Source organism: Paenibacillus sp. NPDC057934, from assembly GCF_042887565.1.
Classification (GTDB): domain Bacteria; phylum Bacillota; class Bacilli; order Paenibacillales; family Paenibacillaceae; genus Paenibacillus_AQ.
Window position 1 is genome coordinate 119,405 of record NZ_JBHVPB010000007.1, and the last position, 24,018, is coordinate 143,422.

Genomic DNA, 24,018 nt, shown 5'->3' on the forward strand with positions numbered 1-24,018 from the left:
TTTCAAAAAAGTTTGTTTATTAGAAGGCCTCTCTCGAAAGGCTCTACCCTTTGGTGCCTCCCTGTAACCCAAACCCCTTGGACATGTACTGCTGTGAGAGAATATACATGATGATCGCCGGGATGGCATACAGGACCGAGAATGCAGCCAGGCTTCCATAATCAACCATGCCGTATTGCCCGAAGAACTGATATAGCTTCACAGAAGCCGGAAATTTCTCAGGGGATTGGAGCAGGATATAAGGCACGAAGAAGTTGCCCCAACTGCCCGAAAAGGTGAAAATCGCCACCGTACATATGCCGGGAACCATAAGCGGAGCTACAACCTTGCGGATTCCCGTAAACACCGATGCGCCATCCACCCAAGCGGCTTCTTCCAGGTCACTCGGCACCGAATCCATAAAATTTTTCATCATCCAAATGCCATACGGCATCGAAGACGCTACATAGAACAGAATGACGCCAAGAATATTGTCGTACAGCTTCAGTCCCAGAAACAACTGATACACAGGCACCATAACCGCCGTAATCGGCAAGGATGTCATGAATAAGATCGTAAGCATGAACGGTTTCTTATACTTCAACTGATAACGTGATAGCGGATAGGCTGCTAGCAAAGCTAGAACTACAACCAGCACAGCTTGGCTAAGCGACATTACAAGGCCGATCAGGAAGGCTCTTTGATTATCTCTGCTTGTGATCACTTCAATATAATTAGCCCCGGTGAGCTGGCTGGGAACCTTTAGAGATTGCATCGCATTGGGATCTACAGAAGCCACCAGAATCCAGAGCAGCGGTAGCACGAAGCATATTCCAATCCCTGCAAGGATCGCATACGGCAGGATGCGAAAGATTAGTTTGCGTTGTTTGGCATTCATATGGATTCACCTCGGTTACTCTTTCATCGAGCGGATATATAACAGACTTAGTACGATACCGATTAGCAGCAATAATAACGATATGGCCGTCCCGTAACCGAGCTGATAATTCACGAAAGCCTGGTTGTACATGAAGATGGGCAGCGTAGTTGTGGAGTTACCAGGACCGCCCCCGGTCATCGCATAAATCAGGCCGAACACCCCAAGCGTCTGCAAGGTGACCAGCATCATGTTGGTTGTGATGGTCCCTTTGATATAAGGGAGAATAATGCGAGTGAATATTTTCCACTTGGATGCCCCGTCCACCACCGCAGCCTCCTCAATTTCAGTGGGTACATCATCCAGCGCCGCTTGGAATACTAGCATTGAAAATGCCGTACCATGCCAAATGTTCGCCAGGATAATGGTGAGCATCGGCACCGTAAACAACCACGTCACTTCCGAAAATCCGAAAAAGCCAATGATCGCATTCAGCGTACCATCATCCCCAAAAAAGCTGTACAGACACAAGGCGCATACGATCTCTGGCGTCACCCAGCCCGCAAGCACGATGGTTCCGATAACGCGCCGAAAGGCTTTATTCCGCTGCTTCATCAGCAGGGCAACAAGAAATCCGAGCACCTGTTGGCCGATCACCGCCGAGCCGATCAGGAAGATCAACGTATTCCAGATGCTGATTCTTACCGTGGGGTCCTGAAACATTCGTGTATAGTTATCAAACCCGATAAATTTTAATTCCTTCGCGGCTTCACCGGTCAACGCCAGGTTCGTAAAGGAATAGAAGAACGTCAACAATATCGGATAAATAAAAAATAGTAGCATAATCGCGAGCGAAGGCAGTAAAAAAAAGAGCCACGCATACGATTTTTTGGACTTACCGTAAACGTCCACCGATAAACTGCTCATGTGCCGTTCTCCTTCCATGCTGTAGTTCTGCACAAAGCCGCTTGCCCAAGCATCCATGGATAACCTGAAAGAATGCTTGAGCAAGCCGGCCCTCAGCTATTCTCTTCTATTTCTCCACTGCATGATCCGCCCCAACGATACGGGTAACATCCTGCGCATATTTATTCATCGCATCAGCAGGTGCAGTTCCCGTAGCCACGGATTCCACCATCGTTTGGATTTGTGTGGACACTTCTGGATATTTATCCTGAGCAGGTCTGAACTCCGCGTTTTTCAGGTATTCTGTCGCAATCTCGTTAAACGGCATTTTCGTATATCCCGGGTCCTTGGCAACATCGGCACGCACGGTGATATTTCCGGAAGCAATAACCAGATTCTGGGTGTTTTCCTTACCTAACGCGTATTGAACAAACGCCCACGCTTCATCCTTATTCTTGGAGTTGCTTGGAATCGACAATGCCCAGCCACCAGCCAGCGTTATGGAGCCCGGCTCCTGTCCTTTACTGGTAGGCATCGGCGCAAAACCCAGCACATCCTTGTATTCCGGCCAAGGCGCAGCCCCGGTATCGAGATAATTCCCTGGAATCCATGATCCGTCCAGAGAAATCGCCAGCTTGCCTTTCGGCAGGTATTCGCGGGAAGCGGTGTTGCCAGCCTGACCGTTGAGCACCTTGGACAGCGGTGGCCCCAGCTTTTCCTTATTAACCGTCTCTACGAAACCAAGCGCATCGAGAATACCCTGGCTTTTGACTGTCCATTTACCGGTAGCATCATCGTACAGCCTCTCACCTGTACCATACAGCAGCATTTCATAGGTCTGCATGGAGGTTGCCTCCCCCGTCGCCTTGCCCATGTTCATCCAGATCGGCACGACATCCGGCGCTTTCTCTTTGATCGTTCTGGCCGCACTCAAGACATCTTCCCATGTCTTCGGCTGCCAGTCTTCTGGAAGACCAGCCTGTTTGAAAATCTGCTTGTTGTACCATAATCCGCGGGAATCCGTGTTGTAAGGAACGCCGTACACTTTGCCATCACTAGCCGTAACCCCCTTCTTCATCGCTTCGATGAAGGAGCCGTTGGTCCAGTCCTCCCACTTCGCCAATCTATCATCAAGCGGCTCCAAGAATCCTGCACTGGCATCCGAATTCAGAATAAACGTATCTTCAGTTACAATATCCGGTGCGGTATCCTTGGACTTCAAAGCCAGAGCGATCTTCGCAAAATAATCACCTTCTGAGGCTTGAATCGGCGTGGGCTTGATCTCCACATTTTTATCAGGATAGCTTGCCGCTACTTCCTTCAACCACTTATAGAACGCTCCCTTCTCACCAACACCGTCATCCCTGAACGTGACCGAAACCGTCTTCTTGGCTGTCTGTCCCCCAGGGGCCTTCTCTGGTTTGCTCGTCGCTGCCGGGCTATTCTTACCATCCGTACAACCAAACAATAAGGACACACTTAAAACCGACGTCGCGACTAGCCAAAATCCCCTTTTGCCTGTCTTCATCCTTTGGCCTCCTTTTGTACATATAAAATGGTTATATAATCCATTTTATATGAATACGCTTACAGTAACGTATATTCAACTCTATTTCCGAAGCCGTGCAGATATTCATAACTTTTTTTCACGATAACAACATCCCAGTCAGACGAGCCATCAGCCTGAATTAGAAATCGTCAAAAAGCCGCTAAACCTTTCGATTTAGCGGCTTTACGAATATCATGGCTTCTCATTCATTTCTGGGACAGCCTTCTAGTTTAGAGCTTTGAGTAAGTTCCCCCAGAACGCTGAGTAATGCTCCCAGTTCATGAATTCCAGTGAACCCCAGTGCGGCGCACAGTCGCTCGCGAAGGCTGCGGTTTTGCCTGCTCCATAGGTGCCTAATACAAGCATTGGATCACCATTATGATTCAGAATTTCTTCCGCATCCGGCTTGGTCACCAATTTATTATATCCTAGCAGTCTCGGCCATTCACCGAATGAATCGACCAGCGGATGGGGCTTGGAGGCCTTCGGAGAGAAGCCCTCCGGCATCTCCACCCGGTCCTCCCCATTCATCATTTCAACCGGCAGCACCTCGGCAAGAAGGGTGTTTTTATAATTCGCTTTGCCTTCAATTCCCATAAACGTCAGATAGCCACCGATCATCAATAGTCCGCCGCCTGCAGCAACAAACTGTCTAATGGAGTCTAGCGCATTGGGAACAATCTGCATTTGATAGAATGTTGGGTTCTGCAACAGGAAGGTGTTGGCACCCACATCACTGATCACAATGGCATCAAAGGCTTGAAGCTCTTCCAGGCTTTTCGGGAAGCGCACCTGCACTTCATGCGAAGGCATATAAGTCACATCTACACCCTCTTCGCGCAAGCAGGATAACAGATACGTAGCTCCTTCTTCATATTTAGTTGATGTAAAGCTGTCATAACCTTTCGTGTGAATCATATGAACAATCCAGGATTCACCTATGAATAATACCTTCATCAATTTTGCACCTCCATAGATTCAGTTCCGCACCAGTCTATAATCGTCTTCGCGATCATTTTAACGGCATCTATCACTTCATTTACGGGTGTGAACTCATCGCTGTGGTGAGCTAGACTAGGATCTCCCGGGCCGAAATTCACTGTGGGAATCCCAACATTAACCGGCCAGCCCATATCCGTATGGAAGCCCAGTCCTTCGATCTTGCCTTCCAGACCAATGGAGTGCAGGGATTGAACACAAGTCTGAACAAAGGGATGCTCAACATCGGTTTCCGCACAATCGGCATCCACCAACCATTCAATCTCCGGCAGATTCTGGTTTAGCCAAGGGTCAGATTTTGCTATATTATAAATGAAGTCTTCCAGTTCTTTCTTCACATGTCCGCCCATTAATTTATCGTCCCGTTCCGAAGGCAGATACTGCGCATTAAACACGATTTCAGCCTCATTGGCAAATGAAGTTGGGTACTCACCCGCATTAAACTGCGCAACATGGACTTGGCATGGAATCGAGAGATACGGATGTGTTTTGCGTACAGCCCAGTCTGTATTCAGATGATCGAACTGATCCAGGATGAATCTGGCTTTCTTAATGGCATCCACCGCCCCGCCATCCTCCCAGTCCGCCTGCGGCATTTCGATATGACCACTGCGGCCTTGCACCTTGATTTTGCCCCACAGAATGCCTCTGCATAATGGAGCGATTGTAAGTGAAGTAGGCTCCGTTAATATACACCCATCTGCACGATAGCCATGATGAATGAAATCAAGTGCACCCATGCCACCCGTCTCCTCATCCACGACTGTCCCCACAATAACAGGCCCCTTAAGCTTAGCCCCGCTGCGAAGAATCGCCTCAACCGCCATAATCATGGCCGCGACCCCGCCCTTCATATCAACCGTACCCCGGCCATACAGCTTGCCGTCGATGATCTCTGCCCCAAAGGGGTCTACGGTCCATTTCGAACCAGCTTTTACTACGTCAATATGTCCAAAGAGTAACAGGGACTTCCCTTCTTCTCCTGCTCCAAAAGTAGCTGCCAGATTGGGTCTCCCTTGAAAGTCTCTTCCCGGATAATAACCGGCCATTCCTTCATATTGCTTTAAATCATCGGCAACAGGCTCCCATAATTCGATCTCCGCGCCTAATTTACTCAGCTTATCGGCAATAAATTCCTGCACGTCTTTTTCTTTGGATGGCCCTGGCTCATCGAAAAACCAGGGGTTCACACTCGGAATCTGTATCAATTGTTGTAAGAAGCTTATAATTTCATCGTTATGGTCATCAATCCACTGCATAATTTGCCGTTCTTGATTCATAGCTGCCAGTCCTCCTCTAGTTGATCAAGCTCGGGTCAGCCTCAGAGATGGACAAGCCATCTCCGAAACTTACCGTATCCCCATTTCCGAAATCCACCCAAGGATTGATCATTTCATCACCGAATTTGTCCTTCTTCTTCTCAATGGCGAACATGTAGCGCGCATCATCATGAGCAGGATACGCAGGACTGTGCCAGACACCCCGGCCAATAATGATGGCTTGCCCCGGTTTGATCCGGAAGCATCTCACTGTGCTTGCATCGGGATGTTCATCCGGATCATCAATATCGGCACATAACGCCACCGGCTGAATGATCTCTTGATCGAACGTAAGCAGCAGTTCCTCCCGGCTTACGTGACGCTCCATGGCATCCACCAAGAACTCCCTCTTTTTCGTAATCACAAGTCCAAAGCCAATAGGCTCGTGTACATCCAGCATGTCGATGTAATTCCAGCAGTCCCATCCATCTCCCGTTTTGGGAGGAGCGTAAGAAGGAAGATCGATTACTTTCCCGAAAGGTTCAAACGCCTCTTTCGTTAATGGTTCTACATTGATGCTATGCTGCATTTTTACGCCTCCTATCCTTTAGGATTAGAATCCAAAGCTGTCTACATTGTCACTCTTGACTTCCAGCATACCGATAAAGACGCTTTGCCCATCCACTTTCACCTTGCCGACCGTAGGTACATCCATGCCATCAGTGATTTTTTTCCCTTGAGCCAGTTGATCGAGGACATATACAGTCGTATAAGCGAGCTTGCCCGGATCCCAGATAATATCTGTTTTAATCGTGCCATTCTTGATGTAGTTTTTAACCACACTAGGAACGGCAATGCCGGTAATCGCAATTTGTCCTGCTTTCAAAGTGCCAGCCTTTACCGCCTGCTCGACCACTTCAGCTGCTGCCGGCGGCTCACCGCCTGCGAACCCAATGATACCCTTCAAATCGGGATACGTTTTGATAAGGTTTTGCGCATTGGCATATGCCTTCTGTTGATCATCATCACTGGACACCGTTGTGACCACTTCAACGCCTGGATAGTTAGCCTTCAGGTAAGCTTTTGCCGCTTCCGATTTGGCAATTTGGTTCTGAGAACCAAGACCTGCTACCATGAATGCTACCTGGCCCTTGCCTCCAATTTCGTCGCCGATCGTTTTAGCCAGCTTGTCTCCAACTTCTTCATCTGTAGCTGGCGCTATATAATATTGACGGTCCGTATCTGGTGCATCGCTGTCCCAGGTGACAATTTTGACGTCCTGACCGGCTGCTTTCTTGAATACAGGTCCAACGGCTTTGGCATCATTTGGCGAGACACCAATCCCGTTCACTTGACGAGTCAACATATCCTGAATCATATTAATTTGCTTAGAGGAATCTGCCTCAGTCGGAGCATTGAAGAGAACTTTCACCTTCAGATCCGTCTCTGCTTGCTTGGCTCCTTTTTCAGCGGCTGCCCAATAAGCGGGACCAATGGACTTCGGATTGATGAAATAGGTTCTTGTGGCAGTGGACGAAGAGCCTTGATTGCTATCATTTCCCGCACTTTCTTGTGGTTTAGAGTTGCTCGTATTTCCGCAAGCAGCCAAAGTAAGGGTCAATAATCCAGTAATTAACGTAGTAGCTATTTTTCTCATGTGCTTCGACCTCCAAGTAAGTTATGCTTTTTGTTTACCAACAGCGATCAACAACAGAATGCCGAGAATTACGGATTGATACAATACAGATACACCCAACAAATTCAGGCCATTGCGTAAAAACACGATAATTAGCAAGCCGAGAAACGTACCCGCAAGACTCCCCCTTCCGCCAAAAATATGTGTGCCTCCTATCAGGGTAGCCGTTATTACATCAAGCTCTATATTTGTACCTGATGTCGCTTCTGCACTTGCCAGTCGGGACACTAGGAAAACACCAGCCAAAGCGGAGAACAACCCACTGATCATGAACAAAATGAACCGGGTGCGAACAACAGAAATTCCTGAATAATGGACGGTTTCCTCATTGTTGCCTATGCCGTATACATAGAGGCTGAAGCGCGTCTTCTTCATTACAAAATTCGCAATCAGGAACATGACGGCCAGGAAAATCGCATTAAAGGGAATTCCCCAGAAATATTGCTGCCCCAGAAAGTAGAAGGCATCCGGATAACCGCTGATCGGCCTTCCTTCGTTCAATACATAGACAAGACCGCGAAGCATTACCAGCATTCCGATGGTCACAACGATAGCCTGCATGCGATGCCTGGCAATCAGGTATCCGTTAACAGCTCCGCATGCTAGTCCAGCTAACAGCCCTATGATCACGCTAAGCCAAATGTTCAGGCCGCCTTGAAACGCAAGTCCCATACAAACCGCGGAGAAGGCAAGAATCGAGCCGACGGAAAGATCCATGGCGCCGGAGATAATAATCATAGTCATCGGGATTGCGATCAGACCGACCTCAACCATCTGATTCAGCACATTCATGAAATTGTTGAATGACAGGAAGTAAGGAGATTGGATGCTGAAAAAGACGAGGATGAAGATAAACAAGAGCATCTGAACCAGCATTTTATTAGATTTGAAGTTAAACCATTGGGTCAGTGCACTCATATCAGCTCGCCGCCTTTGCGTTTATTTTGTCTGACGTATTGCAGCGTATTAATGGCAATCGCCAGAATGATCAGAAACCCGGTCGTCGCATCTACCCAAAATGGAGAAACTTTAGCAATGACCAGACCGTTCTTGATAATCCCCATCAAGAGAATACCGACCGCAGTTCCAGCAATCGTGCCGGTACCGCCGAAGATGCTTCCCCCACCGATCAAGACCGCCGCCATCACCTCAAAGGATAGATTGCCGCCTGCCGTTGAGGCCTGAACACTGCCCACCTTGGAGGCAAAAATCACTGCCGCGATACCGACAAGCATTCCACTGAATACGTAGACCATAAATTTGGTTTTCGGTATACTCACTCCGGCCAGCTTGGCCGCAGCTTTATTACCGCCAATTGCATAGATTCTGCGGCCAAAGCGGGTGAATTTTAGAAGAAAGATAAAGCCGATGATCAGGAGTACAGTAACGATTAACGGAAAGGATATGCCCAGAACCTGACCTTGTCCGAAGAACTGGAATCCTGATGGAAAATTAGTCATCCATGTTCCGCCGCTGATGCCAACGGCCAGACCCCGAAAGATATACATCGAAGCCAAGGTAACAATAATGTCCGGGATGTTCAGCACAGCAATGAAATAGCCGTTAAACATGCCACACAGAATCCCTATACCAACGCCAAGCAAGGAAGCGAGCCAGGGTGACATCCCGTGACTGAGGAACAGCCCCACTGAAGTGGCGGTCAGTGCCAGCACCGAGCCTACCGACAAGTCGATGCCGCCCAGCAGAATCACCATAGTCATTCCAATGGCAACAATCGCACTTGAAGTATTCTGATCCAGTATCAGCTTCGCATTATCCAGTTGAAGAAATTCCGGGGAGATGATTGTAAACAGAATGCCTATCAATACCGTGAACAAGATGATCGGTGCTTCGTGGATGTTCAATAGACGCTTCATATGACATCTCCTCCCCTAGTCCGCGGATTGGAGGCTCGTTTCAGCAGTTGCTCCTGATCCGCTTCTCCACGTCCGAATTCATGGACAATCTCTCCCTTATGCAGCACCAGAATTCGATCACTGAGGCCGATGACCTCTGGCATCTCTGATGAAATAAGCAATATGCTCAAGCCCCTTAATGCCAACTGATGAATAATGTTATAGATTTCGGCCTTCGCCCCCACATCCACACCACGTGTGGGTTCTTCGAGAATGAGGATTTCCGGCTCTGCAGCCAACCATTTGCCGATAACTACCTTCTGCTGATTGCCACCGCTTAGAAAATCGACACTTTGCAGATCATTTGGTGCCTTGATATGCAGTTGCTCCATATAGAAACTACTCATCTTCTTAATCCGTTCCTGTTCCAGCATCAAACCCTTTGAAAGCTCAGGCAGAATCGGCATCGCTAAATTTTGCCGGATCGACATCGGTTTAATAATGCCTTGGCGGTGACGGTCTGGCGGAACATAAGCAATCTTCTTGGCTTTTGCCTCATTTGGGGTATTGATTTGCACTTGAACACCATTGATCTCGATTTCTCCTGTTCCCTTCACCAACCCGAAGAGTCGCTCTGCTACGGTGTGGGAGCCGGAGCCTGGTATTCCGAATAGGCCTAGAATCTCACCCTTTTTCAAGTTGAACGAAATGGAATGCGTGGAATCGAGAGACAACTGCTTCACCTGAAGCACAATCTCTTCACGCGGCTCTACGGTTCGCACAGGATATAATTGAGCGACTTCCTTGCCGACCATCATCTGAATCAGGCTCTGCTCGGTAACCTCTGCGATCTTGTGCGTGGCGATTTTCTTCCCGTCTCTTAATACCGTCACTTTATCTGCAATCTCGAATATTTCTTTCATTCGGTGCGAGACATAGACGATAGCTACGCCCTGCTCCTTAAGCCGCTTTACCACATCAAACATCTTTTGCACTTCATTCTCCGGCAGCGCTGCGGAGGGCTCGTCCATGATCAGTACATCAGCCTGGAAGGATAACGCCTTGGCAATTTCGATGACCTGCTGGCTGTGAACCCCCAGATGCCGTACTTCCTTACGAACATCAATCCCTCTTCCACCAATAGAGTCAACCAGTTTCTGAGCTTCACTATATAATTTTGACCACTGGATTCTTCCGAATCTTCCCACCATTTCCGGACGGTCGATATAAATATTCTCTGCCGCAGACAAATTGGGAAACAGATTAAATTCCTGATGAATGATAGATACACCTTGATGCTGCGCATTGAGAGGATTACGAAAGACGACATCCTGTCCTTTGAGCCGGATAATCCCCTTGGTAGGTGCATACACACCGGATAATATTTTCATTAAAGTGGATTTACCAGCCCCATTCTCTCCCATCAAAGCATGAATCTCTCCGGGATAAAGCTCGAAATCGACGTCTTCCAAAGCTTTTACACCCGGAAACTCCTTGCTGATCCCCTCCATCAATAAGATCGGACGTTCCATCGTTAACCCTCCCTTTTCAGACTGTTACGATTGGCTGACTAGTGAAAAATGTAAAATCCGGTATACTTCAACAAGACTCAGCTTTAAATCAACACAGTAAATTAATGCAACAATCCCCTTCAAAAAAAGCAACATGGAATCTATTCCTATGACGCCCTTCCGGATTCCATTTCACACAGCAGATCATCTGAATCCCACTTATCCTAACCCGCTCTTTCTTTTTCCATAAATTCAAGGACCTGCGCTTCTTCAGGAATAGAACTTTGAGCGCCAGGAGCCGATACCGTCAACGCGGAGGCAGCAGTAGCATAATTCAAGCTGCCCCCTTACCACATAGATATTTGGATACCACCAAGACCTTTGCCATGTTACCCTTCTTCGACTAATTCATTTTTTTGACGGAGCCGTATTTCATTAGTTCGACATCCAGTATGACTTTCTTAGGGTTCGTCTCATCCGTATTTTTACCTCTAATTCTCTTAATCAACATCTCCGCAGCTTGTGTTCCCATTTCACGAGTAGGTCTGCGAACAACCGTTACCTTCGGTTTCACAAATTCGGCCAGTTCATTCTCATCAAAACCAATTAATGAAATGTCTTCCCCGACCTCCAGGTTCAAATCCCGAATCGCCTTGATGGCTCCCTGGCAGATCAAGTTGTTGGCTGCGAAAATCGCTGTCGGAGGTACCTCGGCTTGCATTAATTCAAGGGTAGATTGATACCCGCTATCCTCCAGCCAGCTCCCTTGCTTGTGATACTTAGGATCAGGACTAACTCCACCTTCAACCATAGCTCGCTGGTATCCCCAATAACGATCCTTACCATCATTAAAGTCATGCTTCCCGTCTATAATGGCAATCCGCGTGTGACCATACTCTAGAAAATGCTTGGTAGCTTCATAAGCGCCGCGATAGTTATCAATCATCACACCATCATGACCGCTATTATCGATGTACCGATCCACCAGAATCGTTGGCTTGCGAATGGTCTGGTAGAAATCTGCTGTCTTATGAGTACCAATTAAGATAAAGCCATCGGCGTTTTTTCCAAGAAAACTCTCGAAATAGGTAGACTCTTCAGCTTCATCGCCATTTGTGGATACAACAAGGGTGACAAAGCCTGCTTTCTTCGCCACTTCCACCGTTCCGCCTATCACTGCCGTGTAGAAGGGATTTTGAATCTCCGGCACAACTACCGCCAGCATATTTGTTTTTTTATTAACCATAGATGCCGCTATCGTGTTCGGCACGAAGTTTAACTCATCGATTACTTTCAATACTTTTTTTCGTGTAGCCTCACTTACCCGGTCTAGTCCATTGATTACTCGAGATACAGTAGCAACAGACACATTAGCCGTTTTAGCTACATCCTTAATCGTCATGTCCCTTTTCGTGACAACCACTTCCATTCTTTACCTCTGTTTTTGTCATAACGTTTTTACAACCTTTATACCTTTTATAATGTGAGACTATTTAACATAAATCTGTTATTTTGCAAAAACGTTTACGCAATTTCTAATTTCATTCTAGTACATGTTATATAAGTTATCAATATATTTTAAAAATTTTTAAAAATAAAGATTTACCTCTCATTAACATAACATTATATGATGCACCTGGTATAATTCGTGTTAAAACAAAAGAAACGATCAATTTTATGTTAGTTTATATAACATAATCATAACCCCATCACTTCAATGCGATACACGCAAAAAACCTTGAAAGACTGACTTTCACATCCTACGACATGGAAGCAGCCTTTCAAGGTGTTATCATTGGTTTCTACAATTGGCTATTCCCCAAAAATGTATCCCTGCTTAAGCTTATAAAGGCTTCAATTGCAGGCGAGATCCACTTCTCTTCATGCCAGAACATTCGGGTTGCGAAGGATATGGCTGTAAAATCCCACGCCAACGGAACCAATTCTCCCCGTTTCATTTCTTCGACCACGGCCATTTCAGGCAATATAGCAATGCCCATTCCTATTTTCGCACACTGCTTGATCGCTTCTGCACTGTTAAACTCCAATTCCGTAACTCCTCTTATGCCCTTCTGCGACAGACTTCGCTCAAAAAATGTGCGATAGGAACAACCCTTCTCTGTCTGCAAAAAGGTCTCACCCTTAAAATCTTCAACAGTCAATGTCGGACGTGCTGCCAAGCGATGATCGGGCGCGGCCAGGACGTAAAAGGCTTCATCCAGCAATTTTTCTCCACAAAATCCGGTCCCACCCTTGTCCTCATCCAGCATAAAAATAATATCCGCGTCCCCTTCCCGCAGACTCTGTTTGAGATTGTCATCGGAAAGTGCGCGGAACATTAGGCGAATTCCAGGATAGCGCAAGCGAAAGCGCCGCAATACATCCGGCAAGCGGTACGTACACAACGTTTCATCTGCACCTATGACCAGTGTCCCTGTCATCTCGCCAGATTGTCTGACCACTTGTTCTGCTTCTTCAAGCTCCCTTAATATGTTGTCAACGTATCCGAGGAACCGTCTCCCCGCATCGGTTAATATCACTTTCTTCCCCAGCCTGTCCACCAGCTTAACCCCTAATTCCTCCTCCAGAGCCTTCATCTGCATCGTAACTGTTGACGGGACGTAGTTTTGCACTTCTGCAGCGCGGCTAAAGTTGAGTGTAGCAGCAAGGGTATGAAAGGTCTTGAGTTGGCGCAATTCCACAGTACATCTTGCATTTACGAAAAAGGAGATTGATACGATGAGAGATTACGAAATCTATGAACTGGGGGATATCCTGCTGCAATCCGGTGTCATCCTGCCAAATGCCATTCTTGCCTATAAAACTTTTGGAACACTGAATGCGGCAAAAGATAATGTCATTGTCTACCCCACCTGCTTTACAGGTCTGCATACCGATAATGAATGGTTAATTGGGCCTGGCAAGGCGCTGGACCCGGAAAAGTATTTTATCATCATTCCGAACATGCTGGGTAATGGATTATCCTCCTCGCCGAGCAATACGGCTCCGCCCTATGATCGCGGGAACTTTCCGGTGGTGACGATTTACGATAACGTGCGTCTGCAGCATCAACTGGTGACCCAGAAGTTTGGGATTAACAAAATCGCCCTCGTCGTCGGCTGGTCACTCGGAGCCGTTCAAACCTTCCAGTGGGGAGCCAGCTATCCCGACATGGTAAGACGCATTGCCCCATTCGGTGGTACCGCTCAAACAAGGCCACATGCACAGATTGTATTTGCAAGCATGATCGCTGCACTTCTAGCGGATTCTGCTTGGGAGAATGGGTTTTATAAACAGCAGCCTAAGGCCGAATTAGCCGCAATGGGTCGGGTCTATGCACCTTGGGGCTTTTCCCAGGCTTACTATCTGGAGCAGCTCTATCAGCAAGAGGGTTACCACACTCTGGAGGATTATCTTGTGAACTACTGGGATCAAGTGTTTCTGACTTTCGACGCCAATGACCTGATTACCATGTTACGCACCGGAATCAGCGGCGATATCAGCGCAAATCAGGCGTATAACGGCAATTTCGAACTTGCATTACGAAGTATTACAGCCCGTGCGCTAGTCATGCCGGGAAGTACTGACTTGTTCTTTCCTCCCCAGGATAACGACTATGAAGCACAATGTATGCCGGATGCAATCTTCCTCCCGATTGACTCGAAATGGGGGCATTGCGCAGGCATTGGCCAGCATGGGCCCGATTCCGAATTCATAGATCAACAACTGAAGACTTTCTTGGGGGAATGATTTCAACGCAAAGTGAATAATAGAAGGTGGAGCGAACCCATTGAGAAATAACATGATCATCTATATCCTGGCACTTGCAGTCTTTCTGATCGGAACCATTGAATACATTATTACAGGAGTCATTGATATGATTGCCCTGGACTTGAGCATTTCTACTTCCAAAGTTGGGCTATTAGTGACTGTATTTGCGCTCGCAGGAGCCATTATCACTCCGGTTTTAATCGCACTGACTATAAATGTGGATCGCAAGAAGCTGCTTATGATTTCTCTTGGTGTGTTCATTGCCACTAACGGACTTATGTTTGCGGATCTTTCTTATGAAATCGTACTATGGGTGCGAATGATTCAAGGGGCTAGTGGAGGAATGGCTGCCGTGGTCGCTATGGCAGTAGCAACACGACGGGTTGAAAAAGAACGACGGGGATGGGCCATCGGCATTATTTTGATGGGTCTCAGCAGTTCGCTTGTGCTGGGTGTTCCGATGGGGACCTTTTTTTAGCGAGAGGCTTGGATGGAGAGTTCTCTTTCTTGCGATCGGTTTATTAAGCGTTCTTCCATTGCTAATCATCTATAGAAAGGTTCCGGCAATCAAAGAAGAGGGAATAGTTACCCTCAGGATGCAACTCTCTATGCTAAAAGATCCAAAAATTCTGACTGCCTTGGGTATTACTTTATTGTATATCGGCGGGTATTCTACCCTGTTCACTTATATTACTCCTTTCCTGCAGGCCACCTCCTCACTGTCCATAACCGAGATTAGTGGTGTTCTATTCCTGGCCGGAGTTTGCAGCTTCGTAGGATCAAGAATGGGCGGGCAATTGGCCGATGCAAAAGGATCGAAATTCACCATTTGTCTAGGACTCCTGTTACAAGGAGCAACGCTCCTTGCCTTTGGACTGGCTGGCATCAATCAATTTCTATTCATCTTGGTCTTAATGGTCTTTATGTTAACGACCTGGAGCATTTCTCCTGCCCAACAGCTATTACTGGTTACCCTGGTACCCAGAAATCCCGATATGGCGCTAAGCGTGAATACTTCCTTTATCCAGTTAGGTTTTGCATTGGGATCTGGATTGGGCGGGCTTGTCATCAGCAATACCTCTGTTCTGTACTTGAATTGGCTCGGGCTGGCTGCTGTAAGCATGGCTCTATTTCTTGCGATCTGGCTGTTCAGAAAAAGAAGTGTCCCCGGCACGCTATAAAAAAACTGCCCCGTGCTTTTCAGCGCGGGACAGCTCTTATCGAATCAATACTATAATCAAGAATTGCTCTGATTTCTTCTTGTGAACTGCTAGTTTTATTCAATACTCGGATCCCATGTTGGGTGGTTGCTAAATTTTTAGCGATAAGGCTGGCTGGAAAATGAGATGTAATTTCTCCTGCTTGTTGACCACGAATAATGACTTCCTCAAGTAACTTCTCCGAGTCTTTAAACAGAGCATCAATTTCCACTGAAGCCTCAGCATCCTCTGTGCCTAGCTCAAGAGCCATGTTCACGATAAAACAACCTTTCGGACAAGTGTCGTCACTGGGCTCCAGCAAATTTATTTTCCATAATTCTAATGTTCTTAACGCCGATGGTTCTTGATTCAACAATTCTTGAATGGAAGTCATGGCTTGCATTCGATACAGACGAAGCGCCTTTATAAACAAAGCATGTTTATCGCCATAAGCCCCGTATAGACTTTGCTTCTTCAAATTGCTGACTGCCACCAAATCTGCCAGGGAAGTGCCTTTATAGCCCTTCTCCCAAAATGTCAGCATTAATTGATGCAATACTTTATCATAGTCAAACTCTCTAGGTCTACTCATACACTGATCATATCCACTTATAGATTATGGTGTCAATAGCGCTTAGTCATTCTCCTTGTATAACTCACTGTCTTTTATAGTCGGTGCCGGACTCAATACTTCCCCTGTAAATTCTTCAATAGGCAGGCCATTTTGCACTTTTTTGACCCAATCATGATTGGCTAGCGCTGGTTTTCCAAGAGAAATCAGATCCGAACCTGCCTCAAGTGCCTTCTGTGCATCTCCGGGTTGATCCAATTGCCCATTGGCGATTACCGTTGTTTTCCCATACTTCTTGGCAAGCTCAGCTAACGTCAAATTACTGTTCGCAAAAGCAGGGGCTAAGCTATTGTATTCCGTGATATGAATATAATCCGTTTGTTCTGCGCCAATGGCGCCAAATATGATCTCGGCATCTTGTTCACCATTCGCCCATTTGTACTCATAATTATTGATCTTTGCTTGCGAAATACGAATACCAACAACGATGCGATTACCGACTTTTTCCCTAATAGCTCTAATAATCTCGGTTATGAAACGGGTACGCTTTTCAGTAGAGCCGCCATATTCATCTTGACGAAGATTGGTGTAATCCGTTAGGAATTCATCTATTAAAAAACCACTGGCACCATGAAGTTCGATTCCATCGAAGCCTGCTTGTTCAGCTCGCACTGCTGACTCTGCAAATCCGGCAATAATATCTTGAATCTCCTTAATGGTAAGTTCCCTCGGGGCTTGTCCCTGTTCTGCCCCAATGGGCTTCACGGATGAAGGAGCAACTGCTCCCTTTCGATACCGGTTACCTTGTGATACTGCGCCAGCATGAGCAATTTGCAAAACAATCTTGCTGCCTCGGGCATGTACAGCATCAGTTACAGCTTTCCATGCAGTAACGTGATCATCATTGGCGATCCCCGGTTGATTCAAAACGCCTTGGCTATATTCCTCATCTGGGTATGCTGCTTCTGCAATGATAAGACCGAAGCCACCTGCAGCGAAGCTCTCATAATATCTTGCCATTCTGTCGGTTGCACGGCCATCGTTGTCCGCGGACATCCGTGTCATCGGGGCAAGCGCCACACGATTTTTAAGGGTTATATTTCCAAGCTGGAAGCTGGAAAGCAGTGCGTTAGATATTGTCATGAAGTTGCTCCTTTTATTAGTTATTATTATTGACCAAAAGGTCATTAAATATTACGTGGCTTTATAATATCAGTTATTTACCTTTTGGTCAATAATAAGAATCAGCGAATGCTCCACAGAGAGATTAAACACGTTCAAGCTCAGTACTCTCAAGCGTATATACATAAAAACCCCTTGGATTCCCAAGGGGCTTTCGCTTATGTCATCCTAAATCATGACCAGTCAAAATAATATAGCACACCAAGAACACATTGAGGGCAACGATAACGCCGGTTGATAACCAAGCTAGAATTTTAATCCACGGCCGATTGGCGAATTCACCCATTTTCCGCTTATCGCTGGTGAACAGTACAAGTGGAATAACGGCAAAAGGCAACTGCAGACTAAGCACTACTTGACTCCATAACAACATGTCGCCGGTTCCCCTGGAGCCGGCTATCCAAGTGACGATAAATGCAGGCACTACAGCCAGCAAGCGGGTAATCAATCTGCGGAGCCACGGAGACACTCTCAATCGTACAAAGCCCTCCATCACAATCTGCCCTGCCAAAGTTCCCGTAATGGTCGAGTTCTGCCCAGAGGCAAGCAATGCGACTGCGAATAACGTACCAGCAATACTAACGCCAAGAGTAGGACTTAAAAGCTCATACGCACCTTCTATTTCCGATACATTTAGACCCGTGCCATGGAAAGCAGCCGCACCGAGGATCAAAATAGCAGAGTTAATCAAGAAAGCAAAGAACAATGAAATATTAGAATCGAGAACAGAAAACTTGAGCGCTTCTTTCCGTCCCTTAGCCGTTCTCTCATATTGCCGGGTCTGTACAATCGATGAATGTAAGTACAGATTGTGTGGCATCACTGTTGCTCCCAAAATTCCTAATGAGATAAAGAGCATCTCGGGATTCGTGATGATCTCAAATTTAGGAACATAACCGCCCAATAAAGCCGATACTTCCGGCTTCGATATGATCACTTCAAAGGTAAATACTGCGAATATAGTGAACATTAAGACGATAATAATCGACTCAATAATCCGAAAACCTTTTTTCTGTAAAAATAACAATAGCAGCACATCAAGTGTAGTAATAGCTATCCCCCATAACAAAGGGATCCCGAATAACAAATTTAGGGCAATCGCCGATCCAATGACTTCTGCCAGATCTGTTGCCACAATAGCAAGCTCCGTTAGAATCCATAGAAAAACAGCCATTTTGGGACCGACAGCATCCCTTGTTGCCTGTGCCAAGTCTCTTCCGGTCACAATCCCGAGCTTGGCTGACAAGACTTGAAGCAGCATGGCTATCAAATTTGAAATTAAAATAACAGATAAAAGAGTGTAGCCAAAACGTGCGCCGCCCGCGATTGAGGTTGCCCAGTTACCCGGATCAATATAGCCGACGGCTACCAGTGACCCCGGCCCCGCAAATGCCAGAAACTTTCTCCAGAATCCTGACTTTAGCGGAATTTTAACGGAATTGTTTACCTCCTCCAAACTAATACTAGAACTGCTCCGCAACCATCCATGTTTTTCTTTTACTTGCTGAATTCCTGTACTCATGGCCTCTCCTCTTTTCACATATTAATCGCGGGGTTGTTCCGAGCCCCTAAACTTAACGAACGTATACTGACAAATTTTATTTTGCTCTCGAGAAACATTTTTGTCAATAGCTAAATTTTATGTACGAGACTAAAAAAAGGGGGCCGTCCCAACATCCAAAAAACAGATGCTTGGAACGGCCCTTATTCTATTGTTAAAAACGAGAACGCCTGTTACAGCTTCTCAATCCCTTAACACCGCTAGGTCAAGCTTACTTATGTGAATGGGGTCAGATATTAAGTCGATCTCGGCAATTTTCCCGTGCCTCATTGTAAATTCAAGTACATAGAGTAGTTTTCCGCGAGGAGCAGCAATTACACCGATGGACCCATTTACGAGAGCTGGCTGCGCAGCCTTTGTACGTCCCGCAACTTGATTGGCCAGAGCGTTCGCGCCTACAGTGACTCTTGCTTCCCCTGTCTGGCGATCATCACGAAGCACTACGTTCGGATCAAGCACTGTTAATAGGGTATCGAAATCGCCGGCATGCGCTGCAGCAAGAAACGCATCAATAAGTTCGCGTTGACTATCAAGCTTAGCTTCCGGCTCCTTTTCTACACCTTGTACCTTACGGCGTGCCCGGCTGGCAATTTGTCTGGCTGCTGTCTCGGATTTCCCTACGATCGGGGCGATCTCGGTGAAGGGCAGCGCGAATATGTCGTGCAGCACAAACGTGACGCGTTCTGAAGGCTTCAGATTTCCCAGAACAACCAACAGCGCAAGCCCGACAGAGTCAGCCAATAATGCCTCATGCTCCGGGTCACTTCTATCCTCATGGCGCGCGAACATCTCAGGCAAGTGCGCTTCTATCGATTCCTCGCGTCTTGATTTTCGTGACCGCAGCATATCGAGGCACACCCGCGAGACAACCGTGGTCAACCACCCTCCCAGGTTATCAACACCACTTGTATCCGAACGGCTAAGACGCAGCCAGGACTCTTGTACCGCATCCTCCGCCTCGCTCAACGATCCAAGCATTCGATAGGCCACCGCCTGCAAGTGATTCCGAAGCGCTTCGAATTGCTCTGCCAACCATTCATGTTCGTTCATCATTCAGATCCTTCCTTAAAATATAAAAATACCATCTACAATATTGACGAAACAAATCCGGACGATGTGACAATACGCTAATTATTTGTTTATTTCCTCGTTTCTTCTGCAAGTTTGTCACATTCCCGAGAGACCATTCGTCATTGTAGTGAAGAGCTGAATAAAGGGCTCCATTCAGAAAAAATAAAGGAGTGTTACCATGCAATCCAGAATGAAAAGTCCAGTTGTTACCGTACCGGAAATGTTTCCAGCTTTACAATCCCTGGGCACAGCCCTCTTCGCGTCCGCAGAACAATCCAGCGTTCCGAAACAGACACTGTTCCTTACCTATCTTCGGGCAAGTCAAATCAATGGAGACAGTGTTTGTGTAGATCTTCATTCGCGTAATGCGTTAGCAGCTGGCGAAACGACAGAACGGTTGCTAGCCTTAGCCGCATGGCGTGAAACACCGCATTTCAGCAATGCCGAACGTGCTGCCCTGGCCCTGAGTGAAGCAATCACTCGACTCAGCGACCGTACAGATGCGGTGCCGGACGATATTTATAACGAGGCTGCCCAGCAATACGGTGAACAGGCGCTAGCCACTCTCATTGCCGGAATCGCCACGGTCAACTTCTGGAACCGCCTTAACGTCCCCACAAAGCAAGTAGTCAGCGTTCCCTCCCGTTAAAACAGTCCGCTGTTAAGAATTAATAAGGGCGTCCATTACCGGACGTCCTTTTTTATTGTATAACGGGCAAAGACGTACACAAAATAGGCCGCCCCATGACGGGACGGCCTTAAATTTGTGTCTCAAACCTCATTCTACCCTTTTCTAATAAGCGAACGGTACATTAAGAACAGGAAATAAGGAGCACCGATCAGCATAATGATCAGGCCTGACGGTATTTCTTTTGGTGCCATAATCGTTCTTCCGACAGTATCGGCGATCACCAGCAACAATCCGCCGAGCAGACCCGACAAAATAATGGAGCGTCTCGTATGATGGCCAATCATCATCCGCACCGCATGCGGTGCGATCAGCCCAAGAAAACCTATGGTCCCCACGCTAGCAACAGCTCCCGCTGCCAGCAATACCCCGATAATCATCGCCCAAAGCCGCGTCCCGCGAACGGGCAAGCCTAGGCCGACTGAGCTCTCATCGCTAAATGCCAGCAAATCGATTTTCCGTCCCAAATAGTAAGCAATGGGTAACAGGATAAGAAGAAAGATCAGAAGACTATAAAATTGATTCCAGCCCCGTCCATAGGTCGAACCTGTGATCCAAATTAAGGAGTTGCCGCTCCAGATACTTGCCTTGACAATCATCACCTGTATGCCCGCAGAGGCAATTGCAGAAATTGCGATTCCAAGCAGGATGAGAACCGATGGATTTAGAGATCTGCGCCATGCCAGGAAGAATACAAAAGCTGCTGCCAAAGCCCCGCCAGCCATAGCGGCAATAGGTAAGGCAATAACCGTCATTGCCGGCCATGCGAACAGCACGACCAGCGCGCCAAAGCCAGCTCCGGAGGTCACCCCGATAATCGAGGCATCTGCCAGTGGATTGCGGACAGCGCTTTGAATCAGTACACCGCTAACGGCAAGCGCGATACCACCTGCAGCGGCAACCAGTGTACGCGGAAGTCTTAAATTCAGCAGAACAGAATACGAATCATCGCCCTTCTGGACAAGACTGCTCAGTAGATCCCCAATAGGAATTCTCGTCCCGCCAAGTGACAAGCTCACAAGGATAATAACGATTAACAGTACACTCATAAATATCGCAGTCGGAATAAAACGCATACGTAGCGCTACTCCGCCTATACTCATGGAGGATTGCCCTGGACCTGAACCCGATATATTTTTCATTCTGGTCAACACCAGCCAAATAAGCCAAGGAGCTCCGATTATCGCCATAACCGCACCGACCGGCATCTCCCCTACACTACTCCGCACCGCACGCGCAAGTGTATCCGCTGCCGTAATGAGCAATGCTCCCCACAAGGCGCTCGCGGGAATGAGCAAACGATGCTTACTTATACCGCTAAGCCGGACAAGGTGGGGAGCAACGAGACCGACGAAGCCGATGGGGCCGACCACGCTGACCACGATCGCAGCCATCAATACCGATATGCCGAGGCCCACAGCCCGGGTTAACCCTACCCGCTGTCCTAGCGAACGGGCCGTGGACTCATCAAGTTCAAGCGCATCGAATTGTCTGCCTGCGAACACGGATACTCCAAGGAGCACAAGAATGAAGGGCCAAGCATACCGGACGCCGTCCCAGTTCAGCTGAATCAGAGAACCCGAACCCCATAAGAATAAATTTTGCGTTTCCGTCTTGTTGAAAATAAATAACGCCGAGGTGAACGCTCCAAGCACCATGGACACGATCATTCCCGATAGAGCCAGCCTGACAGGAGTAGTCGTCTTGCCGCCACTCAGCAGATAGGCAATAAGTGCCGCCAGCAGACCCCCGGCAGCTGCCAGCACAAATGGGAACTGATGCTGCAAAGCCGGAAAAGCAACCATGCCAAGGACGACCATAAAATAAGCCCCTGCATTAATCCCCAGGGTATCTGAGGAAGCAAGCGGATTCTTCGTTATCGTTTGTAGTAACGCTCCCGCCGCAGCCAGGGCCGCCCCGGCCAGAATGCCGATAACTGTACGCGGCATGCGGATATCCCAGAGCAGATGATGTTCCATAACATCCTGACGGTTCAGCAATCCCTCAACTACAGTAGCCGCTGGGATTTTAGCCTCCCCAAAGCCCAGACTGAGAATGAACAGAACGAAGAGGACGGCAAGGCCGCCCCCGAATATTCCAATAATCCGCCAGGTCATATTGATTGAAGTTTTTTCACTGCTATGCCCGTTCATAGAAGCACTCATTTCGTTAAGGTTTTTACAACTTCATCCACAATGACCTTGGAGGAGATTGGACCGCCAAATACCCAGGTCGCGCTGTCTAATGCGTAAGTGCGTTTCTCCTTAACGAAGGTAAGACCGTTCCAAACGGAATTATCCTTCAGTGTCTTTGTGAAAATATCATCATCCTTTTGGACGATATAGAGCAGATTCGTATCCTGAACCGCAGGCAAGGCTTCAACGGTCGATGTGCTGAATCCGTAGCTCTCGAAATTATCAGGTTTCCAGTCGTTCTTCAGACCAATCCGGTCCAACGTTTGAACCGCTAGTGAATTGTCTGTGAAAAGACGCATTGTTGCTGCATTCTGATAGCTATATGCTTGTGTCAGTACGTAATTCAGACCTTCCTTGCCCGCTGCCGCCAGCTTCGTCTTCGCATCCGCATAATGCGCGTCCAGGTCTGCGAGAACCTTGTCGCCTTCCGCGGTTTTACCAAGAGCCGCTGCAATCGTTTTGAAAGTGTCTTCCATCAGTGTGTATTGATTCCCTTGCCCTTCAGCCGGATAAAGGCTAAAAATCAATGTTGGAGCAATACTTTTCAGTTGATCATAAATGGCTTCGTTACTAGGAGCATTCGCAATAATCAAATCCGGCTTCAACGCCGCAATGGTCTCCAGATTCGGCTCGTCGCGCGTACCAACATCCGTCACGTTTGCATCCAATGATGCTTCAGATGTCACATACAGCTTATAGTTTTCATTATCAGCGTTCCCCACCGGCTGTACCCCGAGCGCAATCACATCTTCTGTAAAGGTCCACTCCAGTACAACAACCTTCTGTGCAGGCTTATCCAACTTAACCTCGCCTTTAGCATCCTTCAATACAATAGGACCACTTGCGGTTTCACTGCCACTATTTTCAGCCGTTGCATTACTCTTTGCTTTATCGTTTGTTGCCGAATTCGTAGTATTGTTAGACCCACAACCCGCTGCAACCAGTATCACAACAATAAGCATAACTACACTCAAAAGCCTTTTGTGCATTTTGTATATCCTCCTGATTTCCAAATATTATGTATGATAATGATTATCATTTTTAATTACATGGACTATGTTATCTACGATTCCAGGGAAAGTCAAGGGAATATGATATTTTCACTATTGCATCACCAGATGCAAAAAGCCCGTAAATCGCTTTTAACA

20 protein-coding genes and 1 pseudogene are annotated in these 24,018 nt (G+C 47.2%); 3 read left to right on the top strand and 18 right to left on the bottom strand.

Annotated elements, in window-relative coordinates:
• Nucleotides 1–43 precede the first annotated feature (43 nt).
• From ACFVRY_RS17435 to ACFVRY_RS17490, 12 genes are all read right to left on the bottom strand, one after another.
• Nucleotides 44–877: a carbohydrate ABC transporter permease gene (locus ACFVRY_RS17435; protein ID WP_387501525.1), complete on the bottom strand. Its 834-nt coding sequence runs from the start codon at nucleotides 875–877 to the stop codon at nucleotides 44–46.
• A gap of 15 nt (nucleotides 878–892) precedes the next feature.
• A complete protein-coding gene (locus tag ACFVRY_RS17440; RefSeq protein WP_387501779.1) occupies nucleotides 893–1,783 on the bottom strand; it encodes a carbohydrate ABC transporter permease in 891 nt (296 codons plus the stop codon).
• Between the two features lie 106 nt (nucleotides 1,784–1,889).
• Nucleotides 1,890–3,290 (bottom strand): ABC transporter substrate-binding protein, encoded by a 1,401-nt coding sequence (locus tag ACFVRY_RS17445; protein ID WP_387501526.1) that lies wholly within the window; start codon nucleotides 3,288–3,290, stop codon nucleotides 1,890–1,892.
• Nucleotides 3,291–3,536: 246 nt separating this feature from the next.
• Nucleotides 3,537–4,268 carry a glutamine amidotransferase gene (locus ACFVRY_RS17450; RefSeq protein ID WP_387501780.1) on the bottom strand — a complete coding sequence of 244 codons (732 nt, stop codon included), beginning with the start codon at nucleotides 4,266–4,268 and terminating at the stop codon, nucleotides 3,537–3,539.
• Entirely contained in the window at nucleotides 4,268–5,590 is a 1,323-nt protein-coding gene (locus tag ACFVRY_RS17455) for a M20 family metallopeptidase (protein ID WP_387501527.1), read from the bottom strand. Before ACFVRY_RS17455 ends, ACFVRY_RS17450 begins: the two co-directional genes overlap by 1 nt.
• 16 nt (nucleotides 5,591–5,606) lie before the next feature.
• Nucleotides 5,607–6,158, bottom strand: a complete 552-nt coding sequence (locus tag ACFVRY_RS17460; protein WP_379469432.1) for an ureidoglycolate lyase — start codon at nucleotides 6,156–6,158, stop codon at nucleotides 5,607–5,609.
• Nucleotides 6,159–6,182: 24 nt separating this feature from the next.
• A complete protein-coding gene (locus ACFVRY_RS17465; RefSeq protein ID WP_387501529.1) occupies nucleotides 6,183–7,226 on the bottom strand; it encodes an autoinducer 2 ABC transporter substrate-binding protein in 1,044 nt (347 codons plus the stop codon).
• A gap of 21 nt (nucleotides 7,227–7,247) precedes the next feature.
• Complete coding sequence (locus tag ACFVRY_RS17470) at nucleotides 7,248–8,183, bottom strand: ABC transporter permease (protein ID WP_387501530.1); 936 nt, start codon at nucleotides 8,181–8,183, stop codon at nucleotides 7,248–7,250.
• Nucleotides 8,180–9,142, bottom strand: coding sequence for an ABC transporter permease (locus tag ACFVRY_RS17475; RefSeq protein WP_387501533.1), 963 nt, complete (start codon nucleotides 9,140–9,142; stop codon nucleotides 8,180–8,182). Before ACFVRY_RS17475 ends, ACFVRY_RS17470 begins: the two co-directional genes overlap by 4 nt.
• Complete coding sequence (locus tag ACFVRY_RS17480; RefSeq protein ID WP_387501535.1) at nucleotides 9,139–10,653, bottom strand: sugar ABC transporter ATP-binding protein; 1,515 nt, start codon at nucleotides 10,651–10,653, stop codon at nucleotides 9,139–9,141. The genes ACFVRY_RS17475 and ACFVRY_RS17480 overlap by 4 nt, the downstream gene beginning before the upstream one ends.
• 382 nt (nucleotides 10,654–11,035) lie before the next feature.
• Entirely contained in the window at nucleotides 11,036–12,034 is a 999-nt protein-coding gene (locus ACFVRY_RS17485) for a LacI family DNA-binding transcriptional regulator (protein WP_387501536.1), read from the bottom strand.
• 400 nt (nucleotides 12,035–12,434) lie between these two features.
• Nucleotides 12,435–13,334: a LysR family transcriptional regulator gene (locus tag ACFVRY_RS17490; protein ID WP_387501537.1), complete on the bottom strand. Its 900-nt coding sequence runs from the start codon at nucleotides 13,332–13,334 to the stop codon at nucleotides 12,435–12,437.
• A 37-nt stretch (nucleotides 13,335–13,371) separates the two neighbouring features.
• On the opposite strand from ACFVRY_RS17490, the gene ACFVRY_RS17495 reads away from it, so the two are divergent.
• Nucleotides 13,372–14,382, top strand: a complete 1,011-nt coding sequence (locus ACFVRY_RS17495; protein WP_387501539.1) for an alpha/beta fold hydrolase — start codon at nucleotides 13,372–13,374, stop codon at nucleotides 14,380–14,382.
• A gap of 40 nt (nucleotides 14,383–14,422) precedes the next feature.
• Nucleotides 14,423–15,584: pseudogene (locus tag ACFVRY_RS17500) on the top strand (MFS transporter).
• Between the two features lie 19 nt (nucleotides 15,585–15,603).
• Here ACFVRY_RS17500 and ACFVRY_RS17505 read toward each other — a convergent pair.
• The 4 genes from ACFVRY_RS17505 to ACFVRY_RS17520 all read right to left on the bottom strand — a co-directional run bounded on the left by ACFVRY_RS17505 (nucleotide 15,604) and on the right by ACFVRY_RS17520 (nucleotide 19,966).
• A complete protein-coding gene (locus ACFVRY_RS17505) occupies nucleotides 15,604–16,194 on the bottom strand; it encodes a TetR/AcrR family transcriptional regulator (protein WP_387501540.1) in 591 nt (196 codons plus the stop codon).
• Between the two features lie 42 nt (nucleotides 16,195–16,236).
• Complete coding sequence (locus ACFVRY_RS17510) at nucleotides 16,237–17,316, bottom strand: oxidoreductase (RefSeq protein ID WP_387501542.1); 1,080 nt, start codon at nucleotides 17,314–17,316, stop codon at nucleotides 16,237–16,239.
• Between the two features lie 202 nt (nucleotides 17,317–17,518).
• Nucleotides 17,519–18,877, bottom strand: coding sequence for an Nramp family divalent metal transporter (locus tag ACFVRY_RS17515; RefSeq protein WP_387501543.1), 1,359 nt, complete (start codon nucleotides 18,875–18,877; stop codon nucleotides 17,519–17,521).
• 222 nt (nucleotides 18,878–19,099) lie between these two features.
• A complete protein-coding gene (locus tag ACFVRY_RS17520; protein WP_387501781.1) occupies nucleotides 19,100–19,966 on the bottom strand; it encodes a sigma-70 family RNA polymerase sigma factor in 867 nt (288 codons plus the stop codon).
• A gap of 199 nt (nucleotides 19,967–20,165) precedes the next feature.
• Between ACFVRY_RS17520 and ACFVRY_RS17525 the strand changes: the two genes are divergently transcribed.
• Nucleotides 20,166–20,636, top strand: a complete 471-nt coding sequence (locus ACFVRY_RS17525; RefSeq protein ID WP_387501545.1) for a carboxymuconolactone decarboxylase family protein — start codon at nucleotides 20,166–20,168, stop codon at nucleotides 20,634–20,636.
• A 134-nt stretch (nucleotides 20,637–20,770) separates the two neighbouring features.
• On the opposite strand, the gene ACFVRY_RS17530 is transcribed toward ACFVRY_RS17525, so the two are convergent.
• Nucleotides 20,771–22,840 carry an iron ABC transporter permease gene (locus ACFVRY_RS17530; protein WP_387501546.1) on the bottom strand — a complete coding sequence of 690 codons (2,070 nt, stop codon included), beginning with the start codon at nucleotides 22,838–22,840 and terminating at the stop codon, nucleotides 20,771–20,773.
• Nucleotides 22,837–23,859 carry an ABC transporter substrate-binding protein gene (locus tag ACFVRY_RS17535; RefSeq protein ID WP_387501547.1) on the bottom strand — a complete coding sequence of 341 codons (1,023 nt, stop codon included), beginning with the start codon at nucleotides 23,857–23,859 and terminating at the stop codon, nucleotides 22,837–22,839. The genes ACFVRY_RS17530 and ACFVRY_RS17535 overlap by 4 nt, the downstream gene beginning before the upstream one ends.
• Nucleotides 23,860–24,018: the final 159 nt, after the last annotated feature.

Excerpts from the sequence above, each read along its gene's own strand:
- ACFVRY_RS17480 (WP_387501535.1), bottom strand. The coding sequence starts at position 10,653 with ATGGAACGTCCGATCTTATTGATGGAGGGGATCAGCAAGGAGTTTCCG.
- ACFVRY_RS17520 (WP_387501781.1), bottom strand. The coding sequence starts at position 19,966 with ATGAACGAACATGAATGGTTGGCAGAGCAATTCGAAGCGCTTCGGAAT.
- ACFVRY_RS17475 (WP_387501533.1), bottom strand. The coding sequence starts at position 9,142 with ATGAAGCGTCTATTGAACATCCACGAAGCACCGATCATCTTGTTCACG.
- ACFVRY_RS17505 (WP_387501540.1), bottom strand. The coding sequence starts at position 16,194 with ATGAGTAGACCTAGAGAGTTTGACTATGATAAAGTATTGCATCAATTA.
- ACFVRY_RS17525 (WP_387501545.1), top strand. The coding sequence starts at position 20,166 with ATGCAATCCAGAATGAAAAGTCCAGTTGTTACCGTACCGGAAATGTTT.
- ACFVRY_RS17470 (WP_387501530.1), bottom strand. The coding sequence starts at position 8,183 with ATGAGTGCACTGACCCAATGGTTTAACTTCAAATCTAATAAAATGCTG.
- ACFVRY_RS17465 (WP_387501529.1), bottom strand. The coding sequence starts at position 7,226 with ATGAGAAAAATAGCTACTACGTTAATTACTGGATTATTGACCCTTACT.
- ACFVRY_RS17535 (WP_387501547.1), bottom strand. The coding sequence starts at position 23,859 with ATGCACAAAAGGCTTTTGAGTGTAGTTATGCTTATTGTTGTGATACTG.
- ACFVRY_RS17485 (WP_387501536.1), bottom strand. The coding sequence starts at position 12,034 with ATGACGATTAAGGATGTAGCTAAAACGGCTAATGTGTCTGTTGCTACT.
- ACFVRY_RS17440 (WP_387501779.1), bottom strand. The coding sequence starts at position 1,783 with ATGAGCAGTTTATCGGTGGACGTTTACGGTAAGTCCAAAAAATCGTAT.
- ACFVRY_RS17530 (WP_387501546.1), bottom strand. The coding sequence starts at position 22,840 with ATGAGTGCTTCTATGAACGGGCATAGCAGTGAAAAAACTTCAATCAAT.
- ACFVRY_RS17510 (WP_387501542.1), bottom strand. The coding sequence starts at position 17,316 with ATGACAATATCTAACGCACTGCTTTCCAGCTTCCAGCTTGGAAATATA.
- ACFVRY_RS17455 (WP_387501527.1), bottom strand. The coding sequence starts at position 5,590 with ATGAATCAAGAACGGCAAATTATGCAGTGGATTGATGACCATAACGAT.
- ACFVRY_RS17460 (WP_379469432.1), bottom strand. The coding sequence starts at position 6,158 with ATGCAGCATAGCATCAATGTAGAACCATTAACGAAAGAGGCGTTTGAA.
- ACFVRY_RS17445 (WP_387501526.1), bottom strand. The coding sequence starts at position 3,290 with ATGAAGACAGGCAAAAGGGGATTTTGGCTAGTCGCGACGTCGGTTTTA.
- ACFVRY_RS17450 (WP_387501780.1), bottom strand. The coding sequence starts at position 4,268 with ATGAAGGTATTATTCATAGGTGAATCCTGGATTGTTCATATGATTCAC.
- ACFVRY_RS17495 (WP_387501539.1), top strand. The coding sequence starts at position 13,372 with ATGAGAGATTACGAAATCTATGAACTGGGGGATATCCTGCTGCAATCC.
- ACFVRY_RS17435 (WP_387501525.1), bottom strand. The coding sequence starts at position 877 with ATGAATGCCAAACAACGCAAACTAATCTTTCGCATCCTGCCGTATGCG.
- ACFVRY_RS17515 (WP_387501543.1), bottom strand. The coding sequence starts at position 18,877 with ATGAGTACAGGAATTCAGCAAGTAAAAGAAAAACATGGATGGTTGCGG.